The organism is Amycolatopsis sp. 3B14, assembly GCF_050958625.1.
In the GTDB taxonomy this organism is placed as follows: domain Bacteria; phylum Actinomycetota; class Actinomycetes; order Mycobacteriales; family Pseudonocardiaceae; genus Amycolatopsis_E; species Amycolatopsis_E thermoflava.
Genome location: NZ_JBHZEN010000070.1, coordinates 40,046 through 64,460, shown reverse-complemented (window position 1 = coordinate 64,460; position 24,415 = coordinate 40,046). Strand labels below are relative to the sequence as shown.

At 72.2% G+C, this 24,415-nt stretch carries 22 protein-coding genes and 1 pseudogene; 17 read left to right on the top strand and 6 right to left on the bottom strand.

Annotation, left to right across the window (positions count from 1 at the left end; genetic code table 11):
- Window positions 1-20 precede the first annotated feature (20 nt).
- The 4 genes from ACCP09_RS34335 to ACCP09_RS34320 all read left to right on the top strand — a co-directional run bounded on the left by ACCP09_RS34335 (window position 21) and on the right by ACCP09_RS34320 (window position 3,696).
- A complete protein-coding gene (locus ACCP09_RS34335; protein WP_027929453.1) occupies window positions 21-1,358 on the top strand; it encodes an MFS transporter in 1,338 nt (445 codons plus the stop codon).
- On the top strand, window positions 1,355-2,632 hold the full coding sequence (locus ACCP09_RS34330; RefSeq protein WP_433752952.1) for an aconitase X: 1,278 nt from the start codon (window positions 1,355-1,357) through the stop codon (window positions 2,630-2,632). Before ACCP09_RS34335 ends, ACCP09_RS34330 begins: the two co-directional genes overlap by 4 nt.
- The gene (locus ACCP09_RS34325) at window positions 2,629-3,036 is read left to right on the top strand and encodes an aconitase X swivel domain-containing protein (RefSeq protein WP_433752950.1); all 408 of its coding nucleotides are present in this window, start codon (window positions 2,629-2,631) and stop codon (window positions 3,034-3,036) included. The genes ACCP09_RS34330 and ACCP09_RS34325 overlap by 4 nt, the downstream gene beginning before the upstream one ends.
- 78 nt (window positions 3,037-3,114) lie before the next feature.
- Complete coding sequence (locus ACCP09_RS34320; protein ID WP_378363498.1) at window positions 3,115-3,696, top strand: dihydrofolate reductase family protein; 582 nt, start codon at window positions 3,115-3,117, stop codon at window positions 3,694-3,696.
- Here the strand turns inward: ACCP09_RS34320 and ACCP09_RS34315 are convergent.
- Window positions 3,697-4,700: pseudogene (locus ACCP09_RS34315) on the bottom strand (RNA polymerase subunit sigma-70). It lies immediately after the preceding gene.
- 117 nt (window positions 4,701-4,817) lie between these two features.
- On the opposite strand from ACCP09_RS34315, the gene ACCP09_RS34310 reads away from it, so the two are divergent.
- Genes ACCP09_RS34310 through ACCP09_RS34295 form a run of 4 tightly spaced genes read left to right on the top strand, consistent with a single transcriptional unit; the run spans window position 4,818 to window position 7,925 of the window.
- Window positions 4,818-5,966 carry an acyl-CoA dehydrogenase family protein gene (locus ACCP09_RS34310; protein ID WP_433752947.1) on the top strand — a complete coding sequence of 383 codons (1,149 nt, stop codon included), beginning with the start codon at window positions 4,818-4,820 and terminating at the stop codon, window positions 5,964-5,966.
- Complete coding sequence (locus ACCP09_RS34305; RefSeq protein ID WP_433752945.1) at window positions 5,963-6,793, top strand: enoyl-CoA hydratase family protein; 831 nt, start codon at window positions 5,963-5,965, stop codon at window positions 6,791-6,793. The genes ACCP09_RS34310 and ACCP09_RS34305 overlap by 4 nt, the downstream gene beginning before the upstream one ends.
- Window positions 6,790-7,536 (top strand): SDR family NAD(P)-dependent oxidoreductase, encoded by a 747-nt coding sequence (locus ACCP09_RS34300; protein WP_433752943.1) that lies wholly within the window; start codon window positions 6,790-6,792, stop codon window positions 7,534-7,536. Before ACCP09_RS34305 ends, ACCP09_RS34300 begins: the two co-directional genes overlap by 4 nt.
- Window positions 7,533-7,925, top strand: coding sequence for a RidA family protein (locus ACCP09_RS34295; protein ID WP_433752941.1), 393 nt, complete (start codon window positions 7,533-7,535; stop codon window positions 7,923-7,925). Before ACCP09_RS34300 ends, ACCP09_RS34295 begins: the two co-directional genes overlap by 4 nt.
- Window positions 7,926-7,930: 5 nt before the next feature.
- Here the strand turns inward: ACCP09_RS34295 and ACCP09_RS34290 are convergent, their stop codons facing one another.
- Window positions 7,931-8,764, bottom strand: a complete 834-nt coding sequence (locus tag ACCP09_RS34290) for a PaaX family transcriptional regulator (protein ID WP_237336628.1) — start codon at window positions 8,762-8,764, stop codon at window positions 7,931-7,933.
- Window positions 8,765-8,838: 74 nt separating this feature from the next.
- Between ACCP09_RS34290 and ACCP09_RS34285 the strand changes: the two genes are divergently transcribed.
- Both ACCP09_RS34285 and ACCP09_RS34280 read left to right on the top strand, forming a co-directional pair.
- Window positions 8,839-10,470, top strand: coding sequence for an AMP-binding protein (locus ACCP09_RS34285; RefSeq protein ID WP_433752939.1), 1,632 nt, complete (start codon window positions 8,839-8,841; stop codon window positions 10,468-10,470).
- Window positions 10,471-10,480: 10 nt separating this feature from the next.
- Window positions 10,481-12,850 (top strand): bifunctional salicylyl-CoA 5-hydroxylase/oxidoreductase, encoded by a 2,370-nt coding sequence (locus ACCP09_RS34280; RefSeq protein ID WP_433752937.1) that lies wholly within the window; start codon window positions 10,481-10,483, stop codon window positions 12,848-12,850.
- Between the two features lie 11 nt (window positions 12,851-12,861).
- Here ACCP09_RS34280 and ACCP09_RS34275 read toward each other — a convergent pair whose 3' ends face one another.
- The gene (locus tag ACCP09_RS34275; protein WP_123686557.1) at window positions 12,862-14,037 is read right to left on the bottom strand and encodes a PucR family transcriptional regulator; all 1,176 of its coding nucleotides are present in this window, start codon (window positions 14,035-14,037) and stop codon (window positions 12,862-12,864) included.
- A 222-nt stretch (window positions 14,038-14,259) separates the two neighbouring features.
- Here ACCP09_RS34275 and ACCP09_RS34270 point away from each other — a divergent pair, with 222 nt between their 5' ends.
- Genes ACCP09_RS34270 through ACCP09_RS34245 form a run of 6 tightly spaced genes read left to right on the top strand, consistent with a single transcriptional unit; the run spans window position 14,260 to window position 20,436 of the window.
- Window positions 14,260-15,606, top strand: coding sequence for an MFS transporter (locus ACCP09_RS34270; RefSeq protein WP_433752934.1), 1,347 nt, complete (start codon window positions 14,260-14,262; stop codon window positions 15,604-15,606).
- Window positions 15,603-16,772: a CaiB/BaiF CoA transferase family protein gene (locus ACCP09_RS34265; RefSeq protein WP_123686559.1), complete on the top strand. Its 1,170-nt coding sequence runs from the start codon at window positions 15,603-15,605 to the stop codon at window positions 16,770-16,772. The genes ACCP09_RS34270 and ACCP09_RS34265 overlap by 4 nt, the downstream gene beginning before the upstream one ends.
- 3 nt (window positions 16,773-16,775) lie before the next feature.
- Window positions 16,776-17,918: an acyl-CoA dehydrogenase family protein gene (locus ACCP09_RS34260; RefSeq protein ID WP_037322312.1), complete on the top strand. Its 1,143-nt coding sequence runs from the start codon at window positions 16,776-16,778 to the stop codon at window positions 17,916-17,918.
- Window positions 17,915-19,132, top strand: a complete 1,218-nt coding sequence (locus ACCP09_RS34255; RefSeq protein WP_433752931.1) for a CaiB/BaiF CoA transferase family protein — start codon at window positions 17,915-17,917, stop codon at window positions 19,130-19,132. Before ACCP09_RS34260 ends, ACCP09_RS34255 begins: the two co-directional genes overlap by 4 nt.
- On the top strand, window positions 19,129-20,271 hold the full coding sequence (locus ACCP09_RS34250) for a glycoside hydrolase family 88 protein (protein ID WP_433752929.1): 1,143 nt from the start codon (window positions 19,129-19,131) through the stop codon (window positions 20,269-20,271). The genes ACCP09_RS34255 and ACCP09_RS34250 overlap by 4 nt, the downstream gene beginning before the upstream one ends.
- A 3-nt stretch (window positions 20,272-20,274) precedes the next feature.
- Entirely contained in the window at window positions 20,275-20,436 is a 162-nt protein-coding gene (locus ACCP09_RS34245; protein ID WP_157360541.1) for a hypothetical protein, read from the top strand.
- Here the strand turns inward: ACCP09_RS34245 and ACCP09_RS34240 are convergent.
- Window positions 20,406-21,299 carry an AraC family transcriptional regulator gene (locus ACCP09_RS34240; RefSeq protein ID WP_433752927.1) on the bottom strand — a complete coding sequence of 298 codons (894 nt, stop codon included), beginning with the start codon at window positions 21,297-21,299 and terminating at the stop codon, window positions 20,406-20,408. The two genes, ACCP09_RS34245 and ACCP09_RS34240, sit on opposite strands and share 31 nt — an antisense overlap.
- A gap of 96 nt (window positions 21,300-21,395) precedes the next feature.
- Here ACCP09_RS34240 and ACCP09_RS34235 point away from each other — a divergent pair, with 96 nt between their 5' ends.
- Window positions 21,396-22,343: an MBL fold metallo-hydrolase gene (locus ACCP09_RS34235; protein ID WP_433752925.1), complete on the top strand. Its 948-nt coding sequence runs from the start codon at window positions 21,396-21,398 to the stop codon at window positions 22,341-22,343.
- A 16-nt stretch (window positions 22,344-22,359) separates the two neighbouring features.
- On the opposite strand, the gene ACCP09_RS34230 is transcribed toward ACCP09_RS34235, so the two are convergent.
- Together ACCP09_RS34230 and tcuA are read right to left on the bottom strand one after the other, a co-directional pair.
- The gene (locus ACCP09_RS34230) at window positions 22,360-22,974 is read right to left on the bottom strand and encodes an NIPSNAP family protein (RefSeq protein ID WP_123686563.1); all 615 of its coding nucleotides are present in this window, start codon (window positions 22,972-22,974) and stop codon (window positions 22,360-22,362) included.
- A complete protein-coding gene (gene tcuA / locus ACCP09_RS34225; RefSeq protein WP_433752923.1) occupies window positions 22,964-24,409 on the bottom strand; it encodes an FAD-dependent tricarballylate dehydrogenase TcuA in 1,446 nt (481 codons plus the stop codon). The genes ACCP09_RS34230 and tcuA overlap by 11 nt, the downstream gene beginning before the upstream one ends.
- Between the last annotated feature and the right edge of the window lie 6 nt (window positions 24,410-24,415).

Here is a 24,415-nt window from a genome sequence, read left to right as displayed (position 1 = left end):
CACCCCGACAGGAGGCCGCAATGGCGCTGCCCGAAGTTCCCCCGTCCACCGCCATCGGCGAAGCCGACCAGCGACGGTCCGCCCGCGGCGGGGCGTTCTCGATGTTCGTCGACAGCTTCGACGTGTACCTGCCCGCGCTGGTCCTGCCCGCCGCGATGGCCTACTTCATGCCGCCCGACCTGCCCGCGTCGGTGCGCGCCACGTTCACCACCCTGCTGTTCACGGTCGGGCTGGTCGGCCGCCCGATCGGCAGCGTGATCTTCGGCAACCTCTCCGACCGCATCGGCCGCAAGCCGGTCACCATGATCAGCGGCTGGGGTTTCACCATCGTCACCCTGCTGATCGGCCTGCTGCCCGGCTACGGGTCGTGGGGCTACGGCGCGATCGCCGTGTTCGCGGCGCTCCGGCTGATCGGCGGGATCTTCCTCGCCGGCGGGTACGCCGCGCCGATCCCGCTCGCGCTGGAACAGGCGCCACCCGGCCGTCGTGGTCGCGTGGGCGGTCTCATCGGCGTCGGCGCCCCCGCTTCGTTCCTGGTGATCAACACGCTCCTGCTCGGCATGCTCGACGTGCTCCCGCACAGTGGTTTCCTCTCCTGGGGCTGGCGGATCCCGTTCTTCCTCGGCTTCGCGCTCGGGGTGGCGTACCTGATGCACTACCGCCACGTCGTCGAGGACGACTCCGCGCGCACCGCCCGCCAGGGCGCCCGTCAGCCGGTGGTCGAGCTGTTCACCGCGCACCGGGCGCTGATCTTCAGCGTGTTCCTGTTCACCTGCGGCTACTGGTTCGCCACCCAGATGTCGGTGTCGTTCCTGCCGACGCTGCTCGTGCAGGTGCTCGACCAGAGCCCGCGGCTGTCGTCGGCCGTGGAGATCATCGGGTCGGTCTGCTCGATCGTGCTGATCATGGTGCTGGCCGCGGCCGGGCAGCGGTTCGGGCGGCGGGCGCTGCTGATGCGGTGGGCGCTGGTGCTGGCGTTCGTGGTCGGCGGCGCGTTCGCGCTGCTGGTCGTCGCCGCCCGGGCGGGCGCTCCGGTGTGGCTGATCGCGCTCATCGCGGTGGTGGCGAAGGTGCTGCCGTCGGCGCCGCTGGGCGTCATCCTGGTCTACCTCAACGAGCGGTTCCCCGCCTCGGTGCGGGCCAGCGGGTACGGGATCGGTTACATGTTCGGCCTGATCCTGCCCGGCCTCTACACCGTGTGGCTGCTCGCGCTGTCCGCGATCATGCCGTACGAGTTCACCCCGATCGTGCTGATCGTGTTCGGCGGCCTGCTGATGTTCGCGGCGGTGCGCCGCGGGCCGGAGACGAACCCGGTGGGGCAGCACGCGCCCGTCGTCGCGAGCGAGGTGGTCCGGTGATCCTCACCGACGAGGAGAAGGCCATGCGCGACGGCGCCGAGGGCCCGGCCGTCGCGGCCGCGATGGACCTGCTCATCCGGTACGGCGACGCGCTGGGCGCGCAGCGGCTGTGCGACACCCGCAACGTGGCGGGCACCAGCACCCAGCCCTCGCCGCTGAAGGCGAAGCTGGTGGCCGAGGGCGGCTGGCACAAGGCGTTCGCCGTGCTCAACCTCGACTGCGACGACGCCATCGAGATCCCGGACATGCGGGTGCCGACCTGCCAGCTGCAGCAGGGTTTCGGGCCGGACTCGGCCGGCGTGGTGCCGTATCCGAAGGAGTTCGTGGAGCTGCAGAGCGACGCCGAGGCCTTCTACGGCCGCCGGGGTGTGAACATCCTGGCCACCTGCACGCCCTACCAGGTGGGCAACCTGCCGGTGCGCGGCGAGCACTGCGCGTGGATGGAGTCCTCCGCGGTGGTGTACTGCAACTCGGTGCTGGGCGCCCGGACCAACTGCGAGGGCGGCACGTCCACCGGCGCGGCGTCGCTGACCGGGAAGATCCCGTGCTGGGGCAACCACCTCGCGGAGAACCGGTTCGGCACCCACCACATCCGCGTCGAATCCGGGGTGCGCGACTTCCTCGACTGGGGCATGCTCGGGTACTTCGCCGGGGAGCTGGTGCAGGACCAGCGGCCGGTGGTCACGGGCGAGTTCACGCGGCCGGATCTGGTGGACCTCAAGCACTTCGGCGCGGCGGCGGCGTCCTCCGGTGGCGTGGAGCTCTACCACCTGCCCGGGATCACCCCGGAGGCGCCGACGGTGGAAGCGGCCTTCGACGGCCCCGTCCCGGACGCCGTCGTCTACGGTCCCCGCGAGCGGCGGGCGATCTACGAGAAGCTCAACGACCAGGGCCGGTCCACCGACGTCGACTTCGTGCTGCTGGGCTGTCCGCACGCCTCGATCGACCAGATCCGCGCCGCGGCGCGGGCCCTGGACGGCAAGCGCCTGCACTCGGGCACCCAGCTGTGGATCATGGCGCCGCGGGCGCTCAAGGCGGTGGCCGACCGCAGCGGCTACACCGCCGTGATCGAGAAGGCGGGCGGCAAGCTGCTGGCCGACTCGTGCCCGGCGATGTCGCGGGTGGCGCCGCCGGGCACGAAGGTGTTCGCCACCGACTCGGCCAAGCAGGCCCACTACCTGCCCGCGATCCTGGGCATCGAGGCGTGGTTCGGGTCACTGGAGGACTGCGTGGACGCGGCGGTCACCGGGCGCTGGCGGGGAGGGCTGCGATGATCACGTTGCGTGGACGCACGGTCGTGCCCGGCGTGGTCGAGGGTGAGGCGCTGGTGTCGCACGAGACGATCTCCGGCTGGGGCGGCATCGACCCGGCCACCGGCACGATCACCGAGCGCAGGCACGAGCTGTGCGGGGTGTGCTTCACCGGGAAGATCCTGGTCTTCCCCGGCGCGAAGGGCTCGTCCGGCTGGTCGGGTTTCTTCCAGTCCACCCGGCTGCTGGGCACCGCCCCGGCAGGCATGATCTTCACGGTGACCACGACGAAGGCCGCGCTGGGCGCCGTCGTCACCCGGGTCCCCACGCTGAGCGACCTCGACCAGGACCCGGTCGCGGTGATCCGCACCGGCGACCACCTCCGCCTCGACGCGGACCGCGGGATCGTGGAGATCACCCAGGGGTGAGGGCCGGCCGCCTGCGCACCGATGAGGTTTCCGCGCCGCGTCCGTCTGTACCGGTGAGACTCACGGGAGGCTGGCGCGATGCCGAAACTGACCTTTGCCATGAACGTGACCGTGGACGGCTACATCGCCGCGCCGGGCGACGACCTGGGCTGGAGCGGGGGTGAGGGACCGGACTCGTCGCCGGGCGACGAGCTGTTCCAGTGGTGGTCCGACCGGGTGGCGGCGACGGGCCTGTCGCTGTACGGGCGCAAGCTGTGGGAGGAGATGAGTTCCCACTGGCCGACCGCCGACGAGCAGCCCGGGGCCACACCGGCGGTGATCGAGTTCGCCCGCCGCTGGCGGGACATGCCGAAGGTGGTGTTCTCCTCGACGATCGACCAGGTCGGCTGGAACACCCGCCTGGTCACCGGCGACGCGGTCACCGAGATCACCCGGCTCAAGGCCGCGGACGCCGGCCCGATGGACGTCGGCGGCGCGACCCTGGCCGGGGCGGCCATGCGGGCCGGGCTGATCGACGAGTACGTGCTGGTCACTCATCCGGTGCTGGTCGGCGGCGGCACGCCGTTCTTCGCCGCGCTGGACAGCTGGGTGAACCTGCGCCTGGTGGAGACCCGGACGTTTCCCGGCGGTGTGGTGCTGACCCGGTACGAGACGAGGTGATCACAGGGCCGGGGGCAGGTCCAGCCAGGGTGTGCCGGTGGCGTCGAATCCGGTGAGCTCGGCGATCGTGCCGTCGACGATGTGCAGGAGCGCGATGGCGAAGAGCCGGTGTTCCGGGTGGCCGGGGGTGCGCAGGTAGAGCGCGGCGGCGGGCATGCGGTTGACGGTCGCGGCGATGCCGCGCCAGTCGTCGTGGCCGGGCTGGAAGAGTCCGCCGGAGATCCAGCCGTCCACCGCGTCCTTGGCTGTCGTGGTCACGGTGCCCGGGTCGGGGAGCATCGCGAAGCGCAGGTCGTCGCGCAGCAGGGACGTCAGCGCGTCGAGGTCGTTGCGCTGGTGGGCGTCGATGTAGGACTGGACCACGCCGCGTTCGTCGCTGGAGAGCTCGTGGGTGGCGGGGCTGCGCCAGTCGAGGCGGCGGCCGGGCAGCTGCGTGCGCATGGTCACGCGGGCGCGTTGCAGTGCGCTGGTCACCGAGGCGACGGTCAGGTCGAGGGCCTCGGCGGTCTTCGGCGCCGGCCAGCCGAGGACGTCGCGCAGGATGAACACCGCCCGCTGCCGCGGCGGCAGGTGCTGTGGACGGCGACGATGAACGCCAGCTCGATCGTCTCCCGCGCCACCGCCGCGTCCTGCGGGTCCTCGGGCAGCATCCGGTCGGGGTAGGGCTGCAGGTAGGGCAGCTCGGAGTCGGGCAGCCCGGACGGCACGGGTGTGCGGTTGTCGCGCTTGTCCAGGAAGTCGAGGCAGGCGTTCGTCGCGATCCGGTACAGCCAGGTCCGCGGCGTGGCGTGGCCCTGGAACGACTCCCGCTTGTGCCACGCGCGCAGGAACGTCTCCTGGGTCAGGTCCTGGGCGTCCTCGTAGTTGGCGAGCATCCGGTAGCAGTGCACCAGCAGCTCACGCCGGTGGCGCTCGGTGATGAGCGCGAACCGCGCCGGATCGCCGGAACGAGCCGCGGCGATGAATGTGGCCTCGTCGGCGCCGGGCGGTCGAGCGTCGGTCATGGTCGTCAATCCTTCCACGAGGGGGTCACCAGAACTGACGACGTGGCGGAGGATTTCTGATCGGCCGGGAGTGTTGCGCATCCTTGACGAGCGTCACCAGTGCGCTAGTCTCGGAGCATGTCCGGGGTTGCCGCGTTCCGGCTCAGCGACGAGCAGCGGGAGTACCAGCGCCGGGTGCGCGACGCCGCCACCGGGAAGCTCGCCCCGCGTGGAACCGGGCGGGTGGACCGGGAGCTCGTCCGCACCCTGGGGGAGCTGGGGTTGCTCCGGGGACTGTTCGGCGGGGGCGCCGAGCCCTCGGACGCGGCCGCGGTGCAGTTGTGCCTGCTGCGGGAGACGATCGCCCAGATCAGCACCGAGGCGGAGACCGCGCTGGCCCTGCAGGGGCTGGGCAGCTACCCGATCCTGCAGTCCGGCTCGGCCGAGCTGCGGGCCCGCTGGATCCCCGCGGTGATCTCCGGGGAGGCCGTCGCCGCGTTCGCGCTGACCGAAGCCGGCGCGGGGTCGGACGCCGCGGCCCTGCAGCTGCGCGCCGAGCGCGACGGCGATGGCTGGGTGCTCACCGGCGAAAAGCTGTGGATTTCCAACGCTCCCGACGCCGACATCTACACGGTGTTCGCCCGCACCACCCCTGACGCCGGCGCGCGCGGGGTCACCGCCTTCGCCGTCCCCGGTGACAGCGCGGGATTGTCCGGCGAGCCGCTGGACATGCTGTCGCCGCACCCGATCGGCCGTCTGGTGTTCGACGGCGTCCGGGTTCCCGCGGGCGCCGTGCTCGGCGAGGTCGACCGCGGGTTCGCCGTCGCCATGCGCACGCTGGACCTGTTCCGGCCCAGCGTCGGCGCGTTCGCGGTGGGAATGGCGCAGGCGGCGCTCGACGCGACCGTCACCCACGTCCGCGAGCGCCGGGTGTACGGCGCGCCGTTGGCGAGCCAGCAGGCCGTGGCGCACCGCATCGCCGACCTGGCCACCGAACTCGAAGCGGCCCGCCTGCTCGTCTACGCCGCGGCCGCCGCCTACGACGACGGCGGCGAGCCGGAGCAGCAGTCCCGGCGGTCGGCCATGGCGAAGCTGTACGCCACCGAGGCGGCGCAGCGGATCGTCGACGGCTGCGTGCAGCTGCACGGCGCGGCCGCCCTGCGGCACGGGCACCCGCTCGAACACCTCTACCGCGACGTCCGGGCGCTGCGCATCTACGAAGGCGCCTCCGAGGTCCAGCGTTCCATCATCGCGCGCAACCTGATCGGCAGGGAGTACACCCGATGACCTACCGCTTCCACGCCTCGCCGCGGCTCACCGAGGACTGGCGGCACTTCCGGTTCGGCAAGGCCGACGGGGTGGCGACGGTGACGCTGGACCGGCCGGAGAAGCTCAACCCGCTGACCTTCGAAAGCTACGCCGACCTGCGCGACCTGCTCGCCGAGCTGCCGCACCACCAGGACGTGCGGGTGCTGGTGATCCGCGGCGAGGGCCGGGGTTTCTGCGGCGGCGGCGACGTCGAGGAGATCATCGGCGAGCTGATCAAGATGGAACCACGCGACCTGATGCGGTTCACCAAGATGACCGGCGCGGTGATCCGGGCCATGCGGGAGTGCCCGATCCCGATCATCACCGCCGTCCACGGCATCGCGGCCGGAGCCGGCGCCGTCGTCGCACTCGCCTCCGACTTCCGCGTCGTGACCACCTCCGGGCGGTTCGCGTTCCTGTTCACCAAGGTCGGCCTGTCCGGTGGGGACATGGGCGCGGCCTACCTGCTGCCGCGCGTGGTCGGCCTGGGCCGGGCCACCGAACTGCTGATGCTCGGCGACACGATCGACGCCGAGACCGCCGACCGCTACGGCCTGGTGTCGCGGCTGGTCGCCGACGCCGACCTGGACGCCACGGTCACCGAACTGGCCCGCAGGCTCGCCGACGGCCCGGCGCTGGCGCTCGCGCAGACCAAGTCGCTGCTGACCGCCGAGCTGGACATGTCGATCTCGGCGTCGATGGAACTGGACGCGATGACCCAGGCCCTGCTGATGACCACCCGGGACCACGCCGAATTCCACGCCGCCTTCACCGAACGCCGCCAGCCGCGCTGGGAGGGGCGGTGAGGGTCGCGCTCGTGACGGGCGCCGGCCGGGGCATCGGTCGCGCGATCGCGCGGCGGCTCAGCGCCGAAGGCTGCCGGGTCGCGCTGGTGGCGCGCAACCGCGAGCAGCTCGACGAAACCGCCGCCGGGTGCGCCGGGCCGGTGCACGTGATCCCCGCGGACGTCACCGACCCGGACGCCGCCGACCGCGTCCACCACGAGATCGAACAGCAATGGGGTCCGGTGGAGATCCTCGTCGCCAACGCCGGCGCGGGCCATTCCGCCCGCCTGGAGCGCACCACCGACGCCGACTGGCAGCGGATGCTGGACCTCAACCTGACCGCGCCGTTCCGGTTCGTGCGCCGGTCGGTGCCGTCGATGCGCGCGGCGGGGTGGGGGCGGATCGTCGTCATGGCGTCCACGGCCGCGCGGATCGGCGAGCCCTACATCGCCGCCTACACCGCCAGCAAGCACGGCGTGCTGGGCCTGGTGCGCGCCGCGGCGGCGGAGCTGGCCCGCACCGGCGTGACGGTGAACGCCGTCTGCCCCGGCTACGTGGACACGCCGATGACGGAGCAGACGATCGCCACCATCGTGGCCACGACCGGGCGCAGCGCCGAGGAAGCGCGCGAGACCTTGGCGCGCAAGCAGCCGATCGGCCGGCTGATCCAGCCGGAGGAGGTGGCCGAGGCGGTGTGGTTCTGCGTGCGGTCCGGCGCGGTGACCGGGCAGGCGATCCAGGTGGACGGAGGTGCGGTGCAGTGAGCGTGCAGCGGGTGAATCCGCCGGAGCTGGCGCCGCCGCGGGGGTTCTCCCACGCGGTGGTCGCGACCGGCACCACGGTGTTCCTGGCCGGGCAGACCGCACTCGACGCCGAGGGCCGGATCGTCGGCGGCACCGTGGTCGAGCAGTTCGAGCGGGCGTTGTCGAACCTGCTCGGCGCGCTCCGCGCCGCCGGTGGCGCGCCGGACCGGCTGGTCAGCCTCACCGTCTACGCCACCGATCTGGCCGGCTACCGGGCGCACGCCCGCGAGATCGGCGAGGTGTGGCGGCGCCTGGCCGGCACCGACTACCCGGCCATGGCGGCGATCGGGGTGTCCCGGTTGTGGGATGCCGAGGCGCTGGTGGAGGTGCAGGGTTTCGCCGTCGTGTGAGGCGGTCAGGCCGCCGCGCGCAGCGATTCGACGTAGTCGTGCGCGGGGCCGGCCAGCCTGCGCCGCAGCTCGAAGAAGGTGTCCGCCGCCCGGATGCCGATCCAGTCCGGCGGCAGCACGTCGAGCGGCAGCCCGGGTTCCAGGTAGGGCAGGCGGCGCCAGTCGGTGAGCGCGCTGACGTAGTCGGCGAACGCGCGGGCGCCGTCGATGCGGCGGCGCCGCCGGTAACCGGCCAGGACCGGCCCGTGCTGGGCGAGGAACGCGTCGTAGAGCTCGTGCAGGCGGTCCAGGTCCCACCAGTCGCGCACGCGGTCCGCGGTCGCGGCGAAGCCGGCGTGATCGGCCCGGAACAGCTCGACGTAGCCCTGCAGGCCTTGCCGGGCCAGGGTTTCGCGGGTCTCGTCGAGCAGGTGCGCCGGGGCGATCCACACCCCGGCCGACACGGTCCCGAACCCGAGCCAGGACAGCCGGGAGCGCAGCTGGTGGCGTTTGTCGCGTTCGGACTCCGGCACGCTGAACACCACCATCAGCCAGCCTTCGTCGGCGCTGGCGCGGCGGCGTTCGAAGATGCGGCGGTCGCCTTCGTCGAGGATTTCCCGTGCGGTGTCGGACAGTTCGTATCCGGCGACCCCGCCGACCTTCGCCGCGGTCAGCAGTCCCCGGCGCTTGAGGCGGAAGATCGACGAGCGCACCGAGGGCTCGTCCACCCCGCACTGCGCCAGCAACTGGATGAGCGAGGCGACGCTCATCCAGCCGCCCGCCTCCCGGGCGTAGAGGCCGTAGACGGTGACGATCAGCGCGCGTGGTTTCGGCGCGCGGTCCTCGGGATCGGTGGGCACGCGGCGCAGCTTATCGGGTGCCCCGCTTTCTGACGATTGCTTGACTGTCGTCACGAAGAGAGAATACTTGGCGTATGACCACCGTGGGTCCGGGGCTCAGCCCCTCCGCTCATGTCGACACCTTCTGCCGGGACCACCTCCCGCCGGCGCGGTTGTGGCCCGAACTCCTCCTCGACCTGCCCTACCCGCAACGGCTGAACTGCGGGGCCGAACTGCTCGACGCGGTGATCGCCGAGCACGGGCCGGACCGCAGGTGCCTGCTCACCACGGACGGCCGGGCCTGGACCTACGGCGAGCTGCGGCACCAGGTGAACCGCACCGCGTGGGTGCTCACCGAGCAGCTCGGCGTCGTGCCCGGACAGCGCGTGCTGCTGCGCGGCCCGAACACCCCCGCGCTGGCCGCGTGCTGGCTCGCCGTGATGAAGGCCGGCGCGGTGGCCGTGCCCACCATGCCCCTGCTCCGCTCGGCCGAGCTCACCACCATCGCCGAGATCAGCCAGGTCGGCCTCGCCCTGTGCGACGCGCGCTTCACCGGCGAACTGCTCGCGGCGGACCTGGGCGGCGCGCCCGTGGTCACCTACGGTTCGGGGGCCCCGGACGATCTGGACGCGCGCACCCGCGGCGCGCCGGCCGAGTTCACCGCCGTCGACACCGCGGCCGACGACGTCGCCCTGCTGGCCTTCACCTCGGGCACCACCGGACGGCCGAAGGCCACCATGCACTTCCACCGCGACATCCTCGCGATCGCCGACACGTTCTCCCGGCACGTCCTCAAGCCGCGCCCGGACGACCTGTTCACCGGGACGCCACCGCTGGCCTTCACCTTCGGCCTCGGCGGGCTGCTCGTCTTCCCGCTGCGCGCCGGCGCGGCCACACTCCTGATCGAAAAGGCGACACCGGACGAGCTCGCGGACGCGATCGAGGCCCACGAGGTCACCGTCTGCTTCACCGCCCCGACGGCCTACCGCTCCATGCTGCGCTCCGGCCGGGTCCAGGCGCTGGGCCGGTTGCGCCGCGCGGTGTCGGCGGGGGAGCACCTGCCGGAGTCGACCTGGCGGGCCGTGCACGAGGCGACCGGACTGGCGCTCATCGACGGCATCGGCTCCACCGAAATGCTGCACATCTTCGTCTCCGCCGCCGACGACGACATCCGGCCGGGCGCGACCGGCCGCGCCGTCCCCGGCTACCGGGCCGCCATCCTCGACGACCACGGCGAGCCGCTGCCACCCGGCACACCCGGCCGTCTCGCCGTGAAGGGCCCGACCGGCTGCCGCTACCTCGCCGACGACCGGCAGGCCGCCTACGTGCAGAACGGCTGGAACATCACCGGCGACACGTTCGTCGCCGATTCCGACGGCTATTTCCACTACCTGGCGCGCAACGACGACATGATCGTCTCCGCCGGCTACAACATCGCCGGCCCGGAGGTCGAGGAAGCGCTGCTCGCGCACGACGCCGTGCAGGAATGCGGGGTGGTTGGCGCGCCGGACGAGGAACGCGGGCAGATCGTCAAGGCGTTCGTGGTCCTGCAACCGGGCGTCGCGGGCGACGCGGATCTGGTGGGCGAGCTCCAGGCGTTCGTCAAGCAGCGCATCGCCCCGTTCAAGTACCCGCGGGCCGTGGAGTTCGTGGACAGCCTGCCGCGCAGCGCGACCGGGAAGCTCCAGCGGTTCAAGCTGCGGCAGCGCGCAGCGCAGGCCCGGTGAGGAGACCAGGATGCGGATCGCGGTCGTCGGCGGTGGCCCGGGCGGGTTGTACTTCGCCGCGCTCGCCCAGCAGCTGAGCCCCGGCGACGAGATCGACGTCTGGGAACGCAACGCCGCCGACGACACGTTCGGCTTCGGCGTGGTGTTCTCCGACGAGACGCTCGGCGGCATCGAGCACGCCGACGAGTCGATCTACCGGCAGATGGAGCGCGAGTTCGCCCGCTGGGACGACATCGACGTCCACTACCGCGGCGAGGTGCTCACCAGCGGCGGGCACGGGTTCGCCGCGATGAGCCGGAAACGGCTGCTGCAGATTCTCCAGCACCGGTGCGCCGACCTCGGTGTGCGGCTGCACTTCCGCACGCTCGCCCCGGACGTCGACCGGCTCGCGGCGGACTACGACCTCGTGGTCGCCGCCGACGGGGTGAATTCCGCGGTGCGCGCCCGTCACGCCGCGGTGTTCGGCCCGTCCCTGGAGTCCCGCCGCTGCGCCTACATGTGGCTCGGCACGGACAAGGTGTTCGACGCGTTCAAGTTCTACATCGTCGACACCCCGTACGGGGTCATGCAGATCCACGGCTACCCGTTCGACGCCACCGGCAGCACGTTCATCGTGGAGATGGCGGACGAGGTGTGGCAGCGCGCCGGGTTCAAGGCCTTCGCCGACCGCGAGTTCGCGCCCGGCGATTCCGACGAGAAGTCGATCGCGCTGGTGCGGGAACTGTTCGCCGACGTGCTCGGCGACGCCCAGCTGCTGGCGAACAACTCCCGCTGGATCAACTTCACCACCGTGCGCAACCAGCGGTGGCGCCACGGCAACATCATCCTGCTCGGCGACGCCGCGCACACCGCGCACTTCTCGATCGGCTCCGGCACCAAGCTCGCCATGGAGGACGCGCTCGCGCTCGCCGCGGCGCTGCACGAACAACCGGACGTCGAGCGGGCGCTGGCCGCCTACGAAGCCGAACGGCGGCCGGTGGTCGAGTCGACCCAGCGCGCGGCGCAGGCCAGCCTGGAGTGGTTCGAGAACCTGGGGCAGTACGTGCACCAGGAGCCGGTGCAGTTCGCCTTCAACATCATGACCCGCAGCCGCCGGGTCACCTACGACAACCTGCGCGTGCGCGACCCGGAGTTCGTCGAGCGGGTCGACGAGTGGTTCGCCCGGCACGAGCAGCGGCGCGGCAACGGTGACGGCGACGTGCGGCCGCCGATGTTCCAGCCGCTGCGGGTGCGCGGGCTGGAGCTGAAGAACCGGGTCGTGGTGTCCCCGATGGACATGTACCGGGCGACCGACGGCCTGCCCGGGGATTTCCACCTCGTCCACCTCGGCGGCAAGGCGCTCGGCGGCGCGGGCCTGGTGATGACGGAGATGGTGTGCGTGTCCGCCACCGGCCGCATCACCCCCGGCTGCACCGGGATCTACACCGCCGGGCAGACCCGGGCGTGGCGGCGGATCACCGATTTCGTGCACGCCGAGACCACGGCGAAGATCGGCATCCAGATCGGGCACTCCGGCCGCAAGGGCTCCACGCGGCTGATGTGGGAGGGGATCGACCAGCCGCTGCCGGAGGGCAACTGGCCGGTCGTCGCGCCTTCGCCGCTGCCGTACCGGCCCGGGGTGAACCAGGTGCCGCGGGAACTGACCGTGCGGGATCTGGGGGAGATCCGGCAGCAGTTCACCGACGCGGCCGCGCGCGCCGTCGAAGCCGGGTTCGACCTGCTGGAACTGCACTGCGCGCACGGGTATCTGCTGTCGTCGTTCATCTCGCCGCTGACCAACCGGCGCACGGATCGCTATGGCGGTTCCCTGCGCGCGCGGTTGCGGTTCCCGCTGGAGGTGTTCGCGTCGATGCGCGACGTGTGGCCGTCCGATCGCCCGATGAGCGTGCGGATTTCGGCCACGGACTGGTGCGACGACGGGATCACGGCCGACGACGCGGTGGAGATCGCGGCCGCCTTCGCCGAGGCCGGTGTGGATCTCGTGGACGTCTCCACCGGCCAGGTCCACCCCGACGAGAAGCCCGCGTTCGGCCGGTCCTACCAGACCCCGTTCGCCGACCGGATCCGCAACCGCACCGGCGTCGCCACGATGGCCGTGGGCGCGATCTCCTCACACGACGACGTGAACTCGATCCTGCTCGCCGGCCGCGCGGACCTGTGCCTGCTCGGCCGCGCCCACCTCTACGACCCGAACTGGACCCTGCACGCGGCCGCGGAACAGGAGTTCACCGGCCCGGGCGCGGATTGGCCGCTCCCATGGCGGGCCGGCTCCCGGCGCCCGCAAACCGGTCGCACGGAAGGGCCGAAGCCACGACTGGAACTCATCCGCCACGGCGAACCGGGCACGGCGCACCGCAGGTGGCGGCCTGGACGGGGGTGAGGCGCCGGAGGTCAGCCGCCGCTGTCGCGAAGTCGCCGGGCGCGCGATTTCCATTCGTGCCGCCGGAGCGCCCACCACACCTCGCTGATGTCCTGGGCCGATTCCAGCTTCCGGCCGGACAGGTGTTTCGCCTGGTTGATCCGGTACCGCACCGTGTTCGGGTGGATCACCAGCGCCTTGGCCGCCGCCGCGGTGTTCATGCCGGCGGCGAGGAATGCGTCGAGGGAGGACACGAGTTCCTGCCCGAACTCGCCCTGTGCGAGCAGGGGTCCGAGGATCCGGTCGACCAGGTGGTCGCCGACCCCGTGCTCGGACGCGACCGCCACCCGCAGCGAGAGGTTCTCCAGCGTTTGTGGTCCGGTGCGGCCGAACTCGAGACCGACCTCGATCATCTGGCCCGCGACCCGATGGGATTCGGGGATCTGGGTCAGTTCGACGGCAGGCCCGACGCCGACCGTCGGGCCCTCCCCGGGCAGGCCTTCCCCGGTGAGAATGCCGACCGCCTCGCCCTCCACGACCGCGCCGAACGGCGCCAGCCGGTGCGTGGTGCCCCAGCGCAGGATCGCCTGCAGCAGCTGCGCGGCCGATTCCCCGGTGCCGGGCCGGGCCCGGAACGCGCGGTAGCGGGCGGTGGCGACGAGTCCGAACGAAGCCGCGTGGAGTCCCATGTCGGGCGTGGCGAGTCCATCCCGGAGCAGACGGCGCACGAACTCGACGCGACGGGTCTCCGCGGTGCGCGCCATGTCGAGGTCCTCGTCGCGGTGCGCCACCGCGTACTCGCGGCTGACGAGGTCGTTCACCTCCCACAGGATGCGGACGCCCTCCAGCTGTATCGCGGGTTCGACTCCCAGGCCGGTCGCCGCGCGGATCACGAACTCCCGCAGCGCCTGGAAGGACAGCCGGATGGCGAGCAGGACGTGTTCGATCGGGATTCCGGCGCGGGCCCGTTCCGCAGCCACCGAGACGTCCTGAACCTGCTCGGGGACCTGCCCGTCGGTCAACGAGCGGGACGCGGTCTCGATGTGCTGCCGCAACGACCGGTGCAGCGACGCGCGGGGCACGGCAGCATAGGTCGGCACCTTCTCGACGATTTCGGTGATGATCTCCCCGGCCAGCCGGTCGGCGTTGTCGCGCAGCAGCCGCGCGAGATCGTCGAAGGCGCCGGCTATGCCCGCGGACTCCCTCATCGGACCTTCCTTCCCGAGCAGCCTGTTGTGCGACGGCACAATCAACGGGCTCGTGCGTCAGTGGGTCAGACATGGTTCGTGCCCGAGTGTCGCACCTAAAGTAGCAGCCAGGCCGCATGTGCGGCGGTTTTCGAGGCGACCGGGACGCCATTGCTGATCCCGCTTCGGCAACACCCATTGTCGTGGTGCACAACCACGACCTCATCAAAGGAGATGAGCGCCGTGAGCGACCAACCGACGCAGGTGCCGAGCACGACGCTGGCCCGTGTGGCCATGGCGAGCTGTGCCGGCACGACCATCGAGTTCTACGACTTCTTCATCTACGGGACCGCGGCGGCGCTGGTCTTCCCGACGGTGTTCTTCCCCGCGCTCGGTTCGGCGGCCGGGACCGTCGCGTCACTGGCGACCCTCGGCGTCGCTTTCGTCGCGCGGCCGCTCGGCGCGGTGGTGTGCGGGCACTTCGGGGACCGGCTCGGGCGCAAGAACACCCTCGTCGCCACGCTGCTGCTGATGGGCGTGGCGACCATGGTCATCGGGCTGCTGCCGCCGGCCGGGGTCATCGGCGCCGCCGGGCCGATCCTGTTGACGGTGCTGCGTTTCCTGCAGGGTTTCGCCGTCGGCGGCGAGTGGGCCGGCGCCACGTTGCTCGCCGCGGAGAACGCCCCACCTGGGAAACGCGGGCTGTACGCGGTCTTTCCACAGCTCGGCCCGGCGTTCGGCTTCGCGCTGGCCAGCGCTACGTTCCTGGTCGTCGATCTGGCCGTCGGCTCGGGCAGCCCCGCGTTCCTCTCCTACGGCTGGCGGATCCCGTTCCTGGCCAGCGCCGTGCTCGTCCTCATCGGACTGTACGTCCGGCTGGCGGTCACCGAAACCCCGGCGTTCCGCGAACACCTGGCGGAACTCGAAGCCTCGGGTACGCCGGAAGTGCTGCCGCTGCGGGCGGTGTTCCGGGCGCAGTGGCGGGAAGTGCTGCTCGGCGGCGGTGTGCTGACGATCCTGTTCGCGTTGTTCTACGTGGCCACCGCCTACCTCACCTCGTTCGGCACCTCGCGGTCGGGGGCTGGCCTTACCCGGGCCACCGTGCTGGGGCTGGGCATCGTGGCGAGCATCGCGCTGGCGATCACGACCGTGGCGGCCGGCGTGCTGTCCGATCGGTTCGGCCGCAGGCGCACGATCATCGTCGGCTACGCGTTGACGATCCCGGCCGTCGTCGTGTTGTTCGCCTGGCTGACCGGCGGCTCCGGCGTCGCCTACGCGGTGACCCTCGCGGCGATGATGGGGCTCTACGGCATCGCCTACGGCCCGGTGGGCGCCTACCTGCCCGAGCTGTTCCAGACGGCGTACCGCTACACCGGCGCCGGGATCGCCTACAACCTCGGCGGAATCCTCGGCGGTGCCATCGCGCCACTGGTCGCGGCCGCGCTGGCCGCCGCGCACGGCGTACTCGCCGTCGGCGTCCTGCTCGGCGTGCTGGGCGTGCTGAGCCTGCTCAGCACCGTCGCGCTCCGCGCATCCGGAGCCCGCGATCGCCGTCTCGCCGCCTCGCCGAAGCTGGAGCGAACCCTATGACCAGCTCCCAGGCCCTGGCGGGCATCCGCGTCCTCGACCTGAGCCGTCTCGCCCCGGGGCCCTACTGCAGCATGCTGCTCGCCGACCTCGGCGCGGACGTGGTGATGGTCGGCGGCGGCCGGACCGGTGCCCCCATTCCGGTGCTGCGTCGCGGCAAGCACGCGATCGAGCTGGACCTGAAGACCCCGCAGGGGCGCTCGCTGCTGGACCGCATGGTCGAACACGCCGACGTTCTCCTCGAGAGTTTCCGCCCGGGCGTCGCCGCCCGGCTCGGGGCCGACCACGAGCGGCTGAGCCGGATCAACCCGCGACTGGTCTCGTGCAGCCTGACCGGCTACGGCCAGGACGGCCCGCTCGCGCAGCGGGCCGGGCACGACATCAACTACCTCGCCATCGCCGGTGCCCTGGGCACGTTCGGTGCCACGGGCGCCCCGCCCACCCCGCCGCTGAACCTCCTGGCCGACTTCGGCGGGGGAGGCCTGCTGGCCGCGTTCGGCATCCTCGCCGCGCTGCACGAGCGGGAACGCTCCGGCGTCGGCCAGCACGTCGACGCCGCCATGGTCGACGGCGTGCTGTCGATGATGGCCATGCCGTTCGCCGACTGGGGCACACCGACCCTGCCCCGGCGCGGGGCCGGTGCGCTCACCGGCACCATGCCCGCCTACCGCACCTACGAATGCGCTGACGGGCGCTACGTCGCGGTGGGTGCGCTCGAACCGCGGTTCTTCGCGGCACTGTGGAGCGAACTCGGCCTCGGCGACGACGTGCCGGACCACCTCGACCCCGCCCGGTTCCCCGAGCTCACCCGCACGCTGGAGGCGGTCTTCCGCGGCAAGGACCGCGACACCTGGGCCGCGCACTTCGCCGGCAGCGACGCGTGCGTCACTCCCGTGCTCGAGCCCGGGGAACTGGCGGCGCACCCGCACGTGACCGCCCGTCACCCGGACTTCGCGCTGGACCGGGTGCCCGCCGTACCACGGTTTTCCCGCACTCCCGCCGCACCCGGCGGCGCGCCGGCCCCCGGGGAGACCGCCGCGGTGCTCGCGTCGTTCGGGCTCACCCCGGACGACGCCGCACGGGTCGTGGCCCCGCACGACGCCGCGGCCGGGGACCTGAGCTGGCCCCCGATCACCCGACCCCACCCGCACACGGAGAGGAATTCCTGAGACATGAGCACCATCGAGACCGATGTCCACGCCGATTTCCGGGCGATCGTGCGCAAGCTCGCCACGGAGCGGATCGCGCCCCACGCCGCGGACGTCGACGAGAAGGAGCGGTTCCCGGAGGAGGCGTGGCAGGCGATCGTCGAGGCCGACCTGGCCGGTCTCGCGCACCCCGAGCACCTCGGCGGCTCCGGAGCAGATCTGCTGTCGCAGGTCATCGCGATCGAGGAGATCGCCGCGGCCTGCATGACCACCTCGCACGTGCTCCTGGTGAACTGGGCGGGCACCTGCACGATCCTGTCCCACGGCTCGGAGGAACTGCAGAAGCTCGTCGTGCCGCAGGTGGCGAGCGGGCAGGCCGGCGCGGGCTGGTGCCTCACCGAACCGACCGCGGGATCCGATGTCGCCGGCCTCACCACCACCGCCACCAAGGTCGACGGGGGCTGGCGCCTCACCGGTCTCAAGCGCTTCATCAGCAACGCGCCCTGGGGCACCTGGTTCGCGGTGCTGGCCCGCACCGGCGAGAGCAGCCACGGTGTGTTCATCGTGCACCGCGACGACCCGGGCCTGTCCTTCGGGCCGCACGAACGCAAGATGGGCCTGCGCGGCAGCCCGACCGCCGACCTCGTGCTCGACGACTGCGTCGTCCCCGACGTCCGGGTCGTCGGCGACCCCACCCAGGGATACCGCTACATCATGGCGGAACTCAACGGCAGCCGGGCGCTGATCGCGGCGCAGGCGCTGGGCGTCGCGCAGGGGGCGTTCGACGCCGCCCTCGCCTACACCTCGGAACGGTCGCAGTTCGGCCAATCCGTGTCGCGGTTCCAGATGGTTCGCGGCATGGTCGCCGACATGGCCGTGCGGCTCGCCTCCGCCCGTGCCCTGCTCTACGAGGCCGTGGCGCTGATCGAGGCTGGTCACCCGGACGCGCGCGCCCGTGCGGCCATGGCGAAGCTGCTGTGCAGCGACAACGCCATGTCCGTCACCACCGACGCCGTGCAGCTCTTCGGCGGCTACGGCTACATCCGCGACTACCCCGTCGAACGGATGATGCGGGACGCGAAGATCACGCAGATCTACGAGGGCACCAACCAGATCCAGCGAACGCTCATCGCCAAGGCCGCCTACGCCGGGGTGGGCGCCGCATGAGCCGCGCACTCGAGGGCGTCCGCGTCGTGGAGCTCTGCGAGATCATGCAGGGACCGCTCGCCGGCCAGACCCTCGGCGACCTCGGTGCCGACGTCGTGAAGATCGAACGGGGCGAACGCGGGGACGCGATGCGCACGCTCGACCGGGAGGCCGTGGCGCACGGCCGGGTGTCGTCGTACTTCGTGGCGCTCAACCGCAACAAGCGCAGCATCGCCCTCGACCTGAAGACGCCCGGCGGGATGGACGTCCTGCACCGGCTCCTCGCCGAGGCGGACGTGCTGGTGCACAACTACCGGCCGCACGCGATCCGCCGGCTCGGACTGTCCTATGCGGACCTGGCGCCGCGGTACCCGCGGCTGGTCTACGGCAGCGCATCCGGGTTCGGCGCCACCGGGCCCCTGGCGCACAAACCGGGGCAGGACATGCTGGCCCAGACCGTGAGCGGCCTCGCCAGGGCGGTGGGGAACCGGGAACTGGCGTCCTACCTCAACCCCACCGCCCAGGTGGACTACGCCTCGGGCATGGGGCTGGTGCAGGGCATCCTCGCCGCTCTGCTGGAGCGGGAGCGCAGCGGGCTCGGGCAGGAGGTGAGCGTGAACCTGCTCGACACGGCCGTGGCGATGCAGATGCTCGAAGCGGCGGCGCACACGATGTACGCGCACACGCTGAACTGGGTCACCCAGTGGTACGGCGGCACCTTCCCCACGACTGACGGCGTGGTCACCGTCCTCGGCCTGTTCCGGGACAACGCGGTCCGGCTGATCTGCGATGCCCTGGACATCCCGGACCTCAGCCTGCGTGCCGACCTCGCCACGACCGAGCTGCAGGCGAGGAACAAGGACATCGCCAATCAGATCATCGCCCCGGTCGTCGCCCGGCTCAGCACGGCGGAGGCACTGGAGCGCTTCGAGGCGGCCGACCTGCTGTGCGCCCCGCAGCTCACGCTCGCCGAGGCGCTGCGGCACCCGCAGCTTGCCGTCAACGAGCTCCTGGTCGACGTCGAGGTCCCGGGCCAGGACCGGGCTCGCGTCGTGGGCTTCCCGGTGCGCCTGTCCCGGAGCCGCGCGGACGTGCGCCGGGCGGTCCCGCGGCTGGGGGAGCACACCGCGGAAGTCCTGGGCGAACTCGGATACCAGCCGGACCGGATCGCGGAACTCGCGAGCCAGGGCGCCGTCCGCCCCGGCCACGTCGAGCACGAGGAGGTTCACCGATGACCGCCGGATCGCACACCGAGGCCGCAACGTTCGCGGCCGCCCGCGCCCGCATGCAGGCAAGGGTGGACCAGACGGTCGACGCCGGCCTGCCCGGGCTGCCGCACCACGCCGACGTCCGCACGGGGGAGTGGACGACCACCCCGGACGGGGACTGGACCGGCGGGCACTTCGTCGGCCAGCTCTGGCTGGCCGCCCGCCGGGGCGGCCGCCACAGGGAAGCCGCCCGCGCGTACTCGGCCCGTCTCGACGGGCGGGAGCACTCGCCGACCATCTTCCGCGGCTTCCTGTTCCACTACGGTGCCGCGCTCGGCGGTCACCTGCTCGGCGACGGGGCCGCGTGGGAACGCGCCGAGCGGGGAGCGCGGGGGCTGGCCGGCTCGTTCAATCCCGCCGCGGGAATCATGCCCCTGGGCACGGCAGCCGAGGAGGCGCACAGCGTCGGGGACGCCGAGACCAGCATCGACGCGGTCGGTGCCGTGTCGGCGTTGCTCTCCGCGGTCGCCGACCGCACCGGTGACCACCGGATGCGCGACGCTGCGGTCGCGCACGCCCGACGGCACATCGAGATCTGCGTGCGCGACGACGGTTCGGTGTGCCAGTCCGGCACAGTCGATCCGGTGACCGGGCAGCTCGTGCGGCGGTACAGCCACAAGGGCCACTCGCCGTCGAGCACCTGGGCGCGCGCCCAGGCGTGGGCCATGCTCGCGTTCACGATGTCGGCGCACTGGTTGCCGGGGCACCCGGAATTCCTCGACACCGCGGTGACCGTCGCCGACTGGTGGGCGGCGCATGTGCCGGAGGACCTGGTCACCTTCTGGGACTTCGACGACCCGGCCGTCCCGCACACCTTCAAGGACACCTCGGCGACCGCCATCGCGGCGGCCGCGCTGCTCAAGCTCGCCGCGCTGCTGAGGGACGGCCGGAAGTACCGGGACCTGGCGCGTCGCACGGTCGACGCGCTGGTCACCGGGTACCTGCGTCCGGTACCCGGCCTGCCCGGGGAGATCGCCGTGCTGACCACCGGCTGTTACAACAAGCTCCTGGGACTGGCCACGGCGGACGAGCTGGTCTGGGGCGACTACTACTTCACCGAAGCCCTCGCCGTGCTCGACGGGGACCTCGACCCCCTGGCGGTCTGAGCCATGGCCGAGGTTCTGGTGGTGCTGATCGAGGGGATGGACGACGGCCGGGAGATCACGGTGCGGGTGGCCGGGAACACCCGCACCGGGGTGGTGACCTCGCCGCGGGCATCGCGGGCCGGGTGCGCCGCGGGCTACCCGCTCCCCGGCGAACTGGACGAGTGAGCGCGGTAATGCCCCGGTGCGACCCCGAATTCACGTTTGAACGCGTGCGAGAACGCGAACGGCGAGGCATACCCGACGCGCTGCGCGATGGACGCCAGCCCCAGGTCGGTTTCCCGCAGCAGCCGGGCCGCGAGCGTCATCCGCCAGTGCGTCAGGTAGGTCATCGGGGCCTGCCCGACCAGATCCGTGAACTTCCGGGTGAGCGTGGTGCGGGACAGGCCCGCCTCCGCGGCCAGGTCCTCGATCCGCCACGGCCTGCCGGGGGTGCGGTGCATCGCTTCGAGGACCGTGGTGATGGCGGGATCGCGGAGTGCCCGGGGCCAGCCGAGGTGGCCGTGATCGTCGAACCAGGCGCGGATCAGGTAGACGAGCAGGAGATCGAGCAGGCCGGCCAGCGCGGCGTCCCGCCCCGGACGCCGGGTGGTCGTCTCGGCGGCCAGGAGGTCCAGCGCCCCGCGCAGGTGGCTGTGGTCGCCGACGCGCGCGGGCAGGTGCACGAGGTCCGGAAGCGCGGCCAGCAGCGGGTGGGTGTGCCGCCGGTCCAGCCGGTACTTGCCGCAGAGGAACTCGACGCTGCCCCACGGATCCGCCACGGCGTGTTCGAACGGCACGGCGCCGGCCCCGTCGCGCGAGCCGGACAGCACGTGCCCGTCACCGGCGGGCAGGAGCACGACGTCCCCGGGCCCGAGCTGAACCGGGTCCCGGCCCTGCATCAGCAGCCAGCCGGACCCGCGCACGAGTACGTGGAAACCCGCGCCCTCGTACGGCGCGAACCGGTACGACCACGGGAGACCCACCCGCATCCGGTTCGCCGCGGGCCGTCCGGTGCGCATCACCCCGATGATGTCGCTGAGCAGATCCACACCGTCGACTCTATCGCTCACGCACTGGGCCGGACGCGTATGCAACTGCGCCGATCGATCATTCACTGGCTCACCCGCGGTGCCTAGCCTGGGCTCATGGCTGATTTCACCATCGGCGCGGTCGAAGTGACGAAAGTGCCCGAATGGACCGGCGAGATCGCACCGGCCCGCTTCATCATCCCCGACAGCGCCCCGGAGATCTGGCGGGACAACGAGTCCTGGCTGGCGCCCGATCACTGGAACCCGGACACCGGCGCCTACCGCGGCGCGGTGCAGACCTGGGTCCTGCGCAGCGAGGGAAAGACCGTGCTCGTGGACACCGGGGTGGGCAACGGCCGCGACCGGCCGCAGATCCCGCTGTTCGACCACCTCGACACCGATTTCCTCGACCGCCTCGCCGCCGCCGGTGTCCGGCCGGACGACGTGGACGTCGTCGTCAACACCCACATTCACTACGACCACGTCGGCTGGAACACCCTCGGCGGCGAGCAGGGCTGGGAGGCGACGTTCCCGAACGCGACCTACCTCATCCCGGCCGTCGACGCGCGCTACTTCGCGCCCAAGAACGCCGGACGCCGCCCGGCGCCCCGAGACGACTACGAACGCCTGCGGCGGAAGGGAAGTCTCCTCGTCTACGCCGACAGCATCGCGCCGGTGCTCGGGCGCGCCACGCTGTGGGAGGACAGCTACCGGGTGGACGGCAACCTCACCCTGGAAGCGGCGCCCGGGCACACCCCGGGATCCTCCGTGCTGCGCGTGCGTTCCGGCGGCGACAAGGCCGTCTTCGTCGGCGACATCCTGCACAGTCCCGTGCAGATCCTGGAGCCGACCTGCAACAGTTGCTTCTGCGAGGACCGCGAGCAGGCGGCCGCGACCCGCAGGCGCCTGCTCGAACAAGCCGCGGACGAGGTGGAGATCGTGATCCCCGCGCACTTCGCGGGCGCCGGAGCGGCCGAGGTGAAGCGCGACGGCAACCGGTTCCGCATCGACCGCTGGATCGGCGCCGACGAGGCGGACCGCCCACCAGCCGACGTGCGCCGGTGACCACATCGGAGTGGCGTCACCGCAGCGGGGAGAACGGCACGGGGATCGCGATGGTCGACGTGGCGTGGGCGATGTTCTCCGGGCCGTTCTCCGGTGGCCAGATCCCGCGTTCGTAGGACTCGCGGCGGATGGCCAGCCGCTCGTCGAGGCTGGGGAACGGCCAGATGTGGGTGATGCGGGGTGCGCCGTCGAGGGCGTACATCGCCGTGGTGAGCGGGTAGAGCTTCGTCCGCTCGGGCAGGGCCGCCTCCCAGCCTGCCATCGTGGGGCCGAGGCCGCCGACCTTGAGCCGGTAGGTGCGGAACTCGTAGACGCCGCCGAACTGTCCGGTCCGCACGGGCGGCAGGAACGGGAACGGCGCGTAGCTGCAGACGCGGAACGATTCCAGGTGCTCGCCGATGCCGAACGGGTCGGAGCTGGTGAGGATCCGCTGCCGTTCGGCGGCGAGGGTCCCGGCGTCGGCGAACTCCCGCAGCAGCAGCAACCGGCCGACGATGACGCCGTGCTCGGTCTCCCAGCAGCCCAGCAGCGTCCCGCCCGCGGCGCTGTCCGTGGTGTAGGACTCCAGCGCCGGCAGCGCCTCCGGCACCGCGCGGAGCTTGAGCGCCAGCTCGGTCAGCTCATACAGCATCGTCGATCCTCTCCGTCGCCGCGGTGTGCCCGGCCGCCCGGCCGAAGACCGCGGCGCGCATCAGGGCCGCCCCGCCCGGGTAGTCGCCGGAGAACAACCCGCCGGTGGCTTCACCGGCCGCGTACAGCCCGGGCACCGGTGCGCCGCCGGCGTCGAGCGCCCGCCCGTCCGGGTCGATGCCCACCCCGCCGAAGGTGAAGGTCAGGCCGGTGACGGCGTGGTAGGCGACGAACGGTGGTGTGTCCAGCGGCGTGGCCCACTGGGATTTGGGCGGGGTGAGACCAACGGTGCGCCCGTCGCGGCAGGCGCGGTTGAACTCCTCGACGGTGCGTGCCAGCCGGTCGGCGGGCACCCCGATGCGCTCGGCGAGGGCGGGCAGGGTGGGCGCGGTGACCGGCACGGCGTGCCCGGCGAACTCGTCGGCCACCCGGGTCGCGGTCCGCTGGTCGAAGATCTCGAACGCCTCGCTCCCGGGCTGCCGCCTGATCGCCGCACCCATCTTCGAGTAGTTCCGCACCCACGGTCCTGGCCCCTCGTCGACGAACCGTTCGCCGTCGGTGTTGACGAGCACGCCGAGCCAGAACCCGTGCAGCGGGAACGGTGGCGGCGCGGCGCTACTGCCGGGTGAGGGCTGGGACGGGTCGACCGCGGCCGAATGACAGCGCGACCAGTCACCCGCGGGCGTCGCACCCGCCTGGATCGCGGCGGTGATCCCGTCCCCGGTGGCCAGCCGGGTGCCGCGTAGCCGCGTGGTCGACCAGTCCGGCCCCAGGTGGCGCAGGCGGAGCTCGGGGGAGGCCTGGAACCCGCCGGTGGCGACCACCACGGCACCGGGCACCACACCCGCGCCGGTCACCGCGCCCGTCACCCGGCCGTTCTCCCGGACGAGGCCGGCGAGCGGCGTGGACCAGCGGATCTCGACGCCGAGGCGCTCGGCGTGCCGCAGCAGCGGCTCGATCACGGCGAACCCGCGGGACATCCCCGCACCGGCGCAGGTCAGGACCTGCCCGGGTGGCACGTGCAGCACGCCGTCGCGCACCTGCGCGCCGAGCGTCCGGTTGAACACGAACCGCACGCCCCGGCCGGCCAGCCAGCGCACGGTGTCCAGGGACCGCTGCGCGAGCGCGCCGACCAGCGCCGGGTCCGCGCGGCCACCGCTCATCGCCATGAGCTCGGCGGTGTAGGCCTCGGCGGTGTAGGGCGGGGCCTCGATCCGGTCGTGTTCCAGCCCGGGCTCGACGTCCGTCGTGATGGATGCGAGGTCGTCCGGGCCGTCGTAGCGGAACAGGAACAGCCCTCCGGAGAAGGCGGCGTTCCCGCCGACGTCCTGGCGGCCGCCCTTCTCCAACAGCACGACCCGCGCGCCCGCCTCGCGCGCGGCGATCGCGGCGGACAGCCCGGACAGGCCGGCTCCGGCGACAACGACATTCGTCACTGGTCC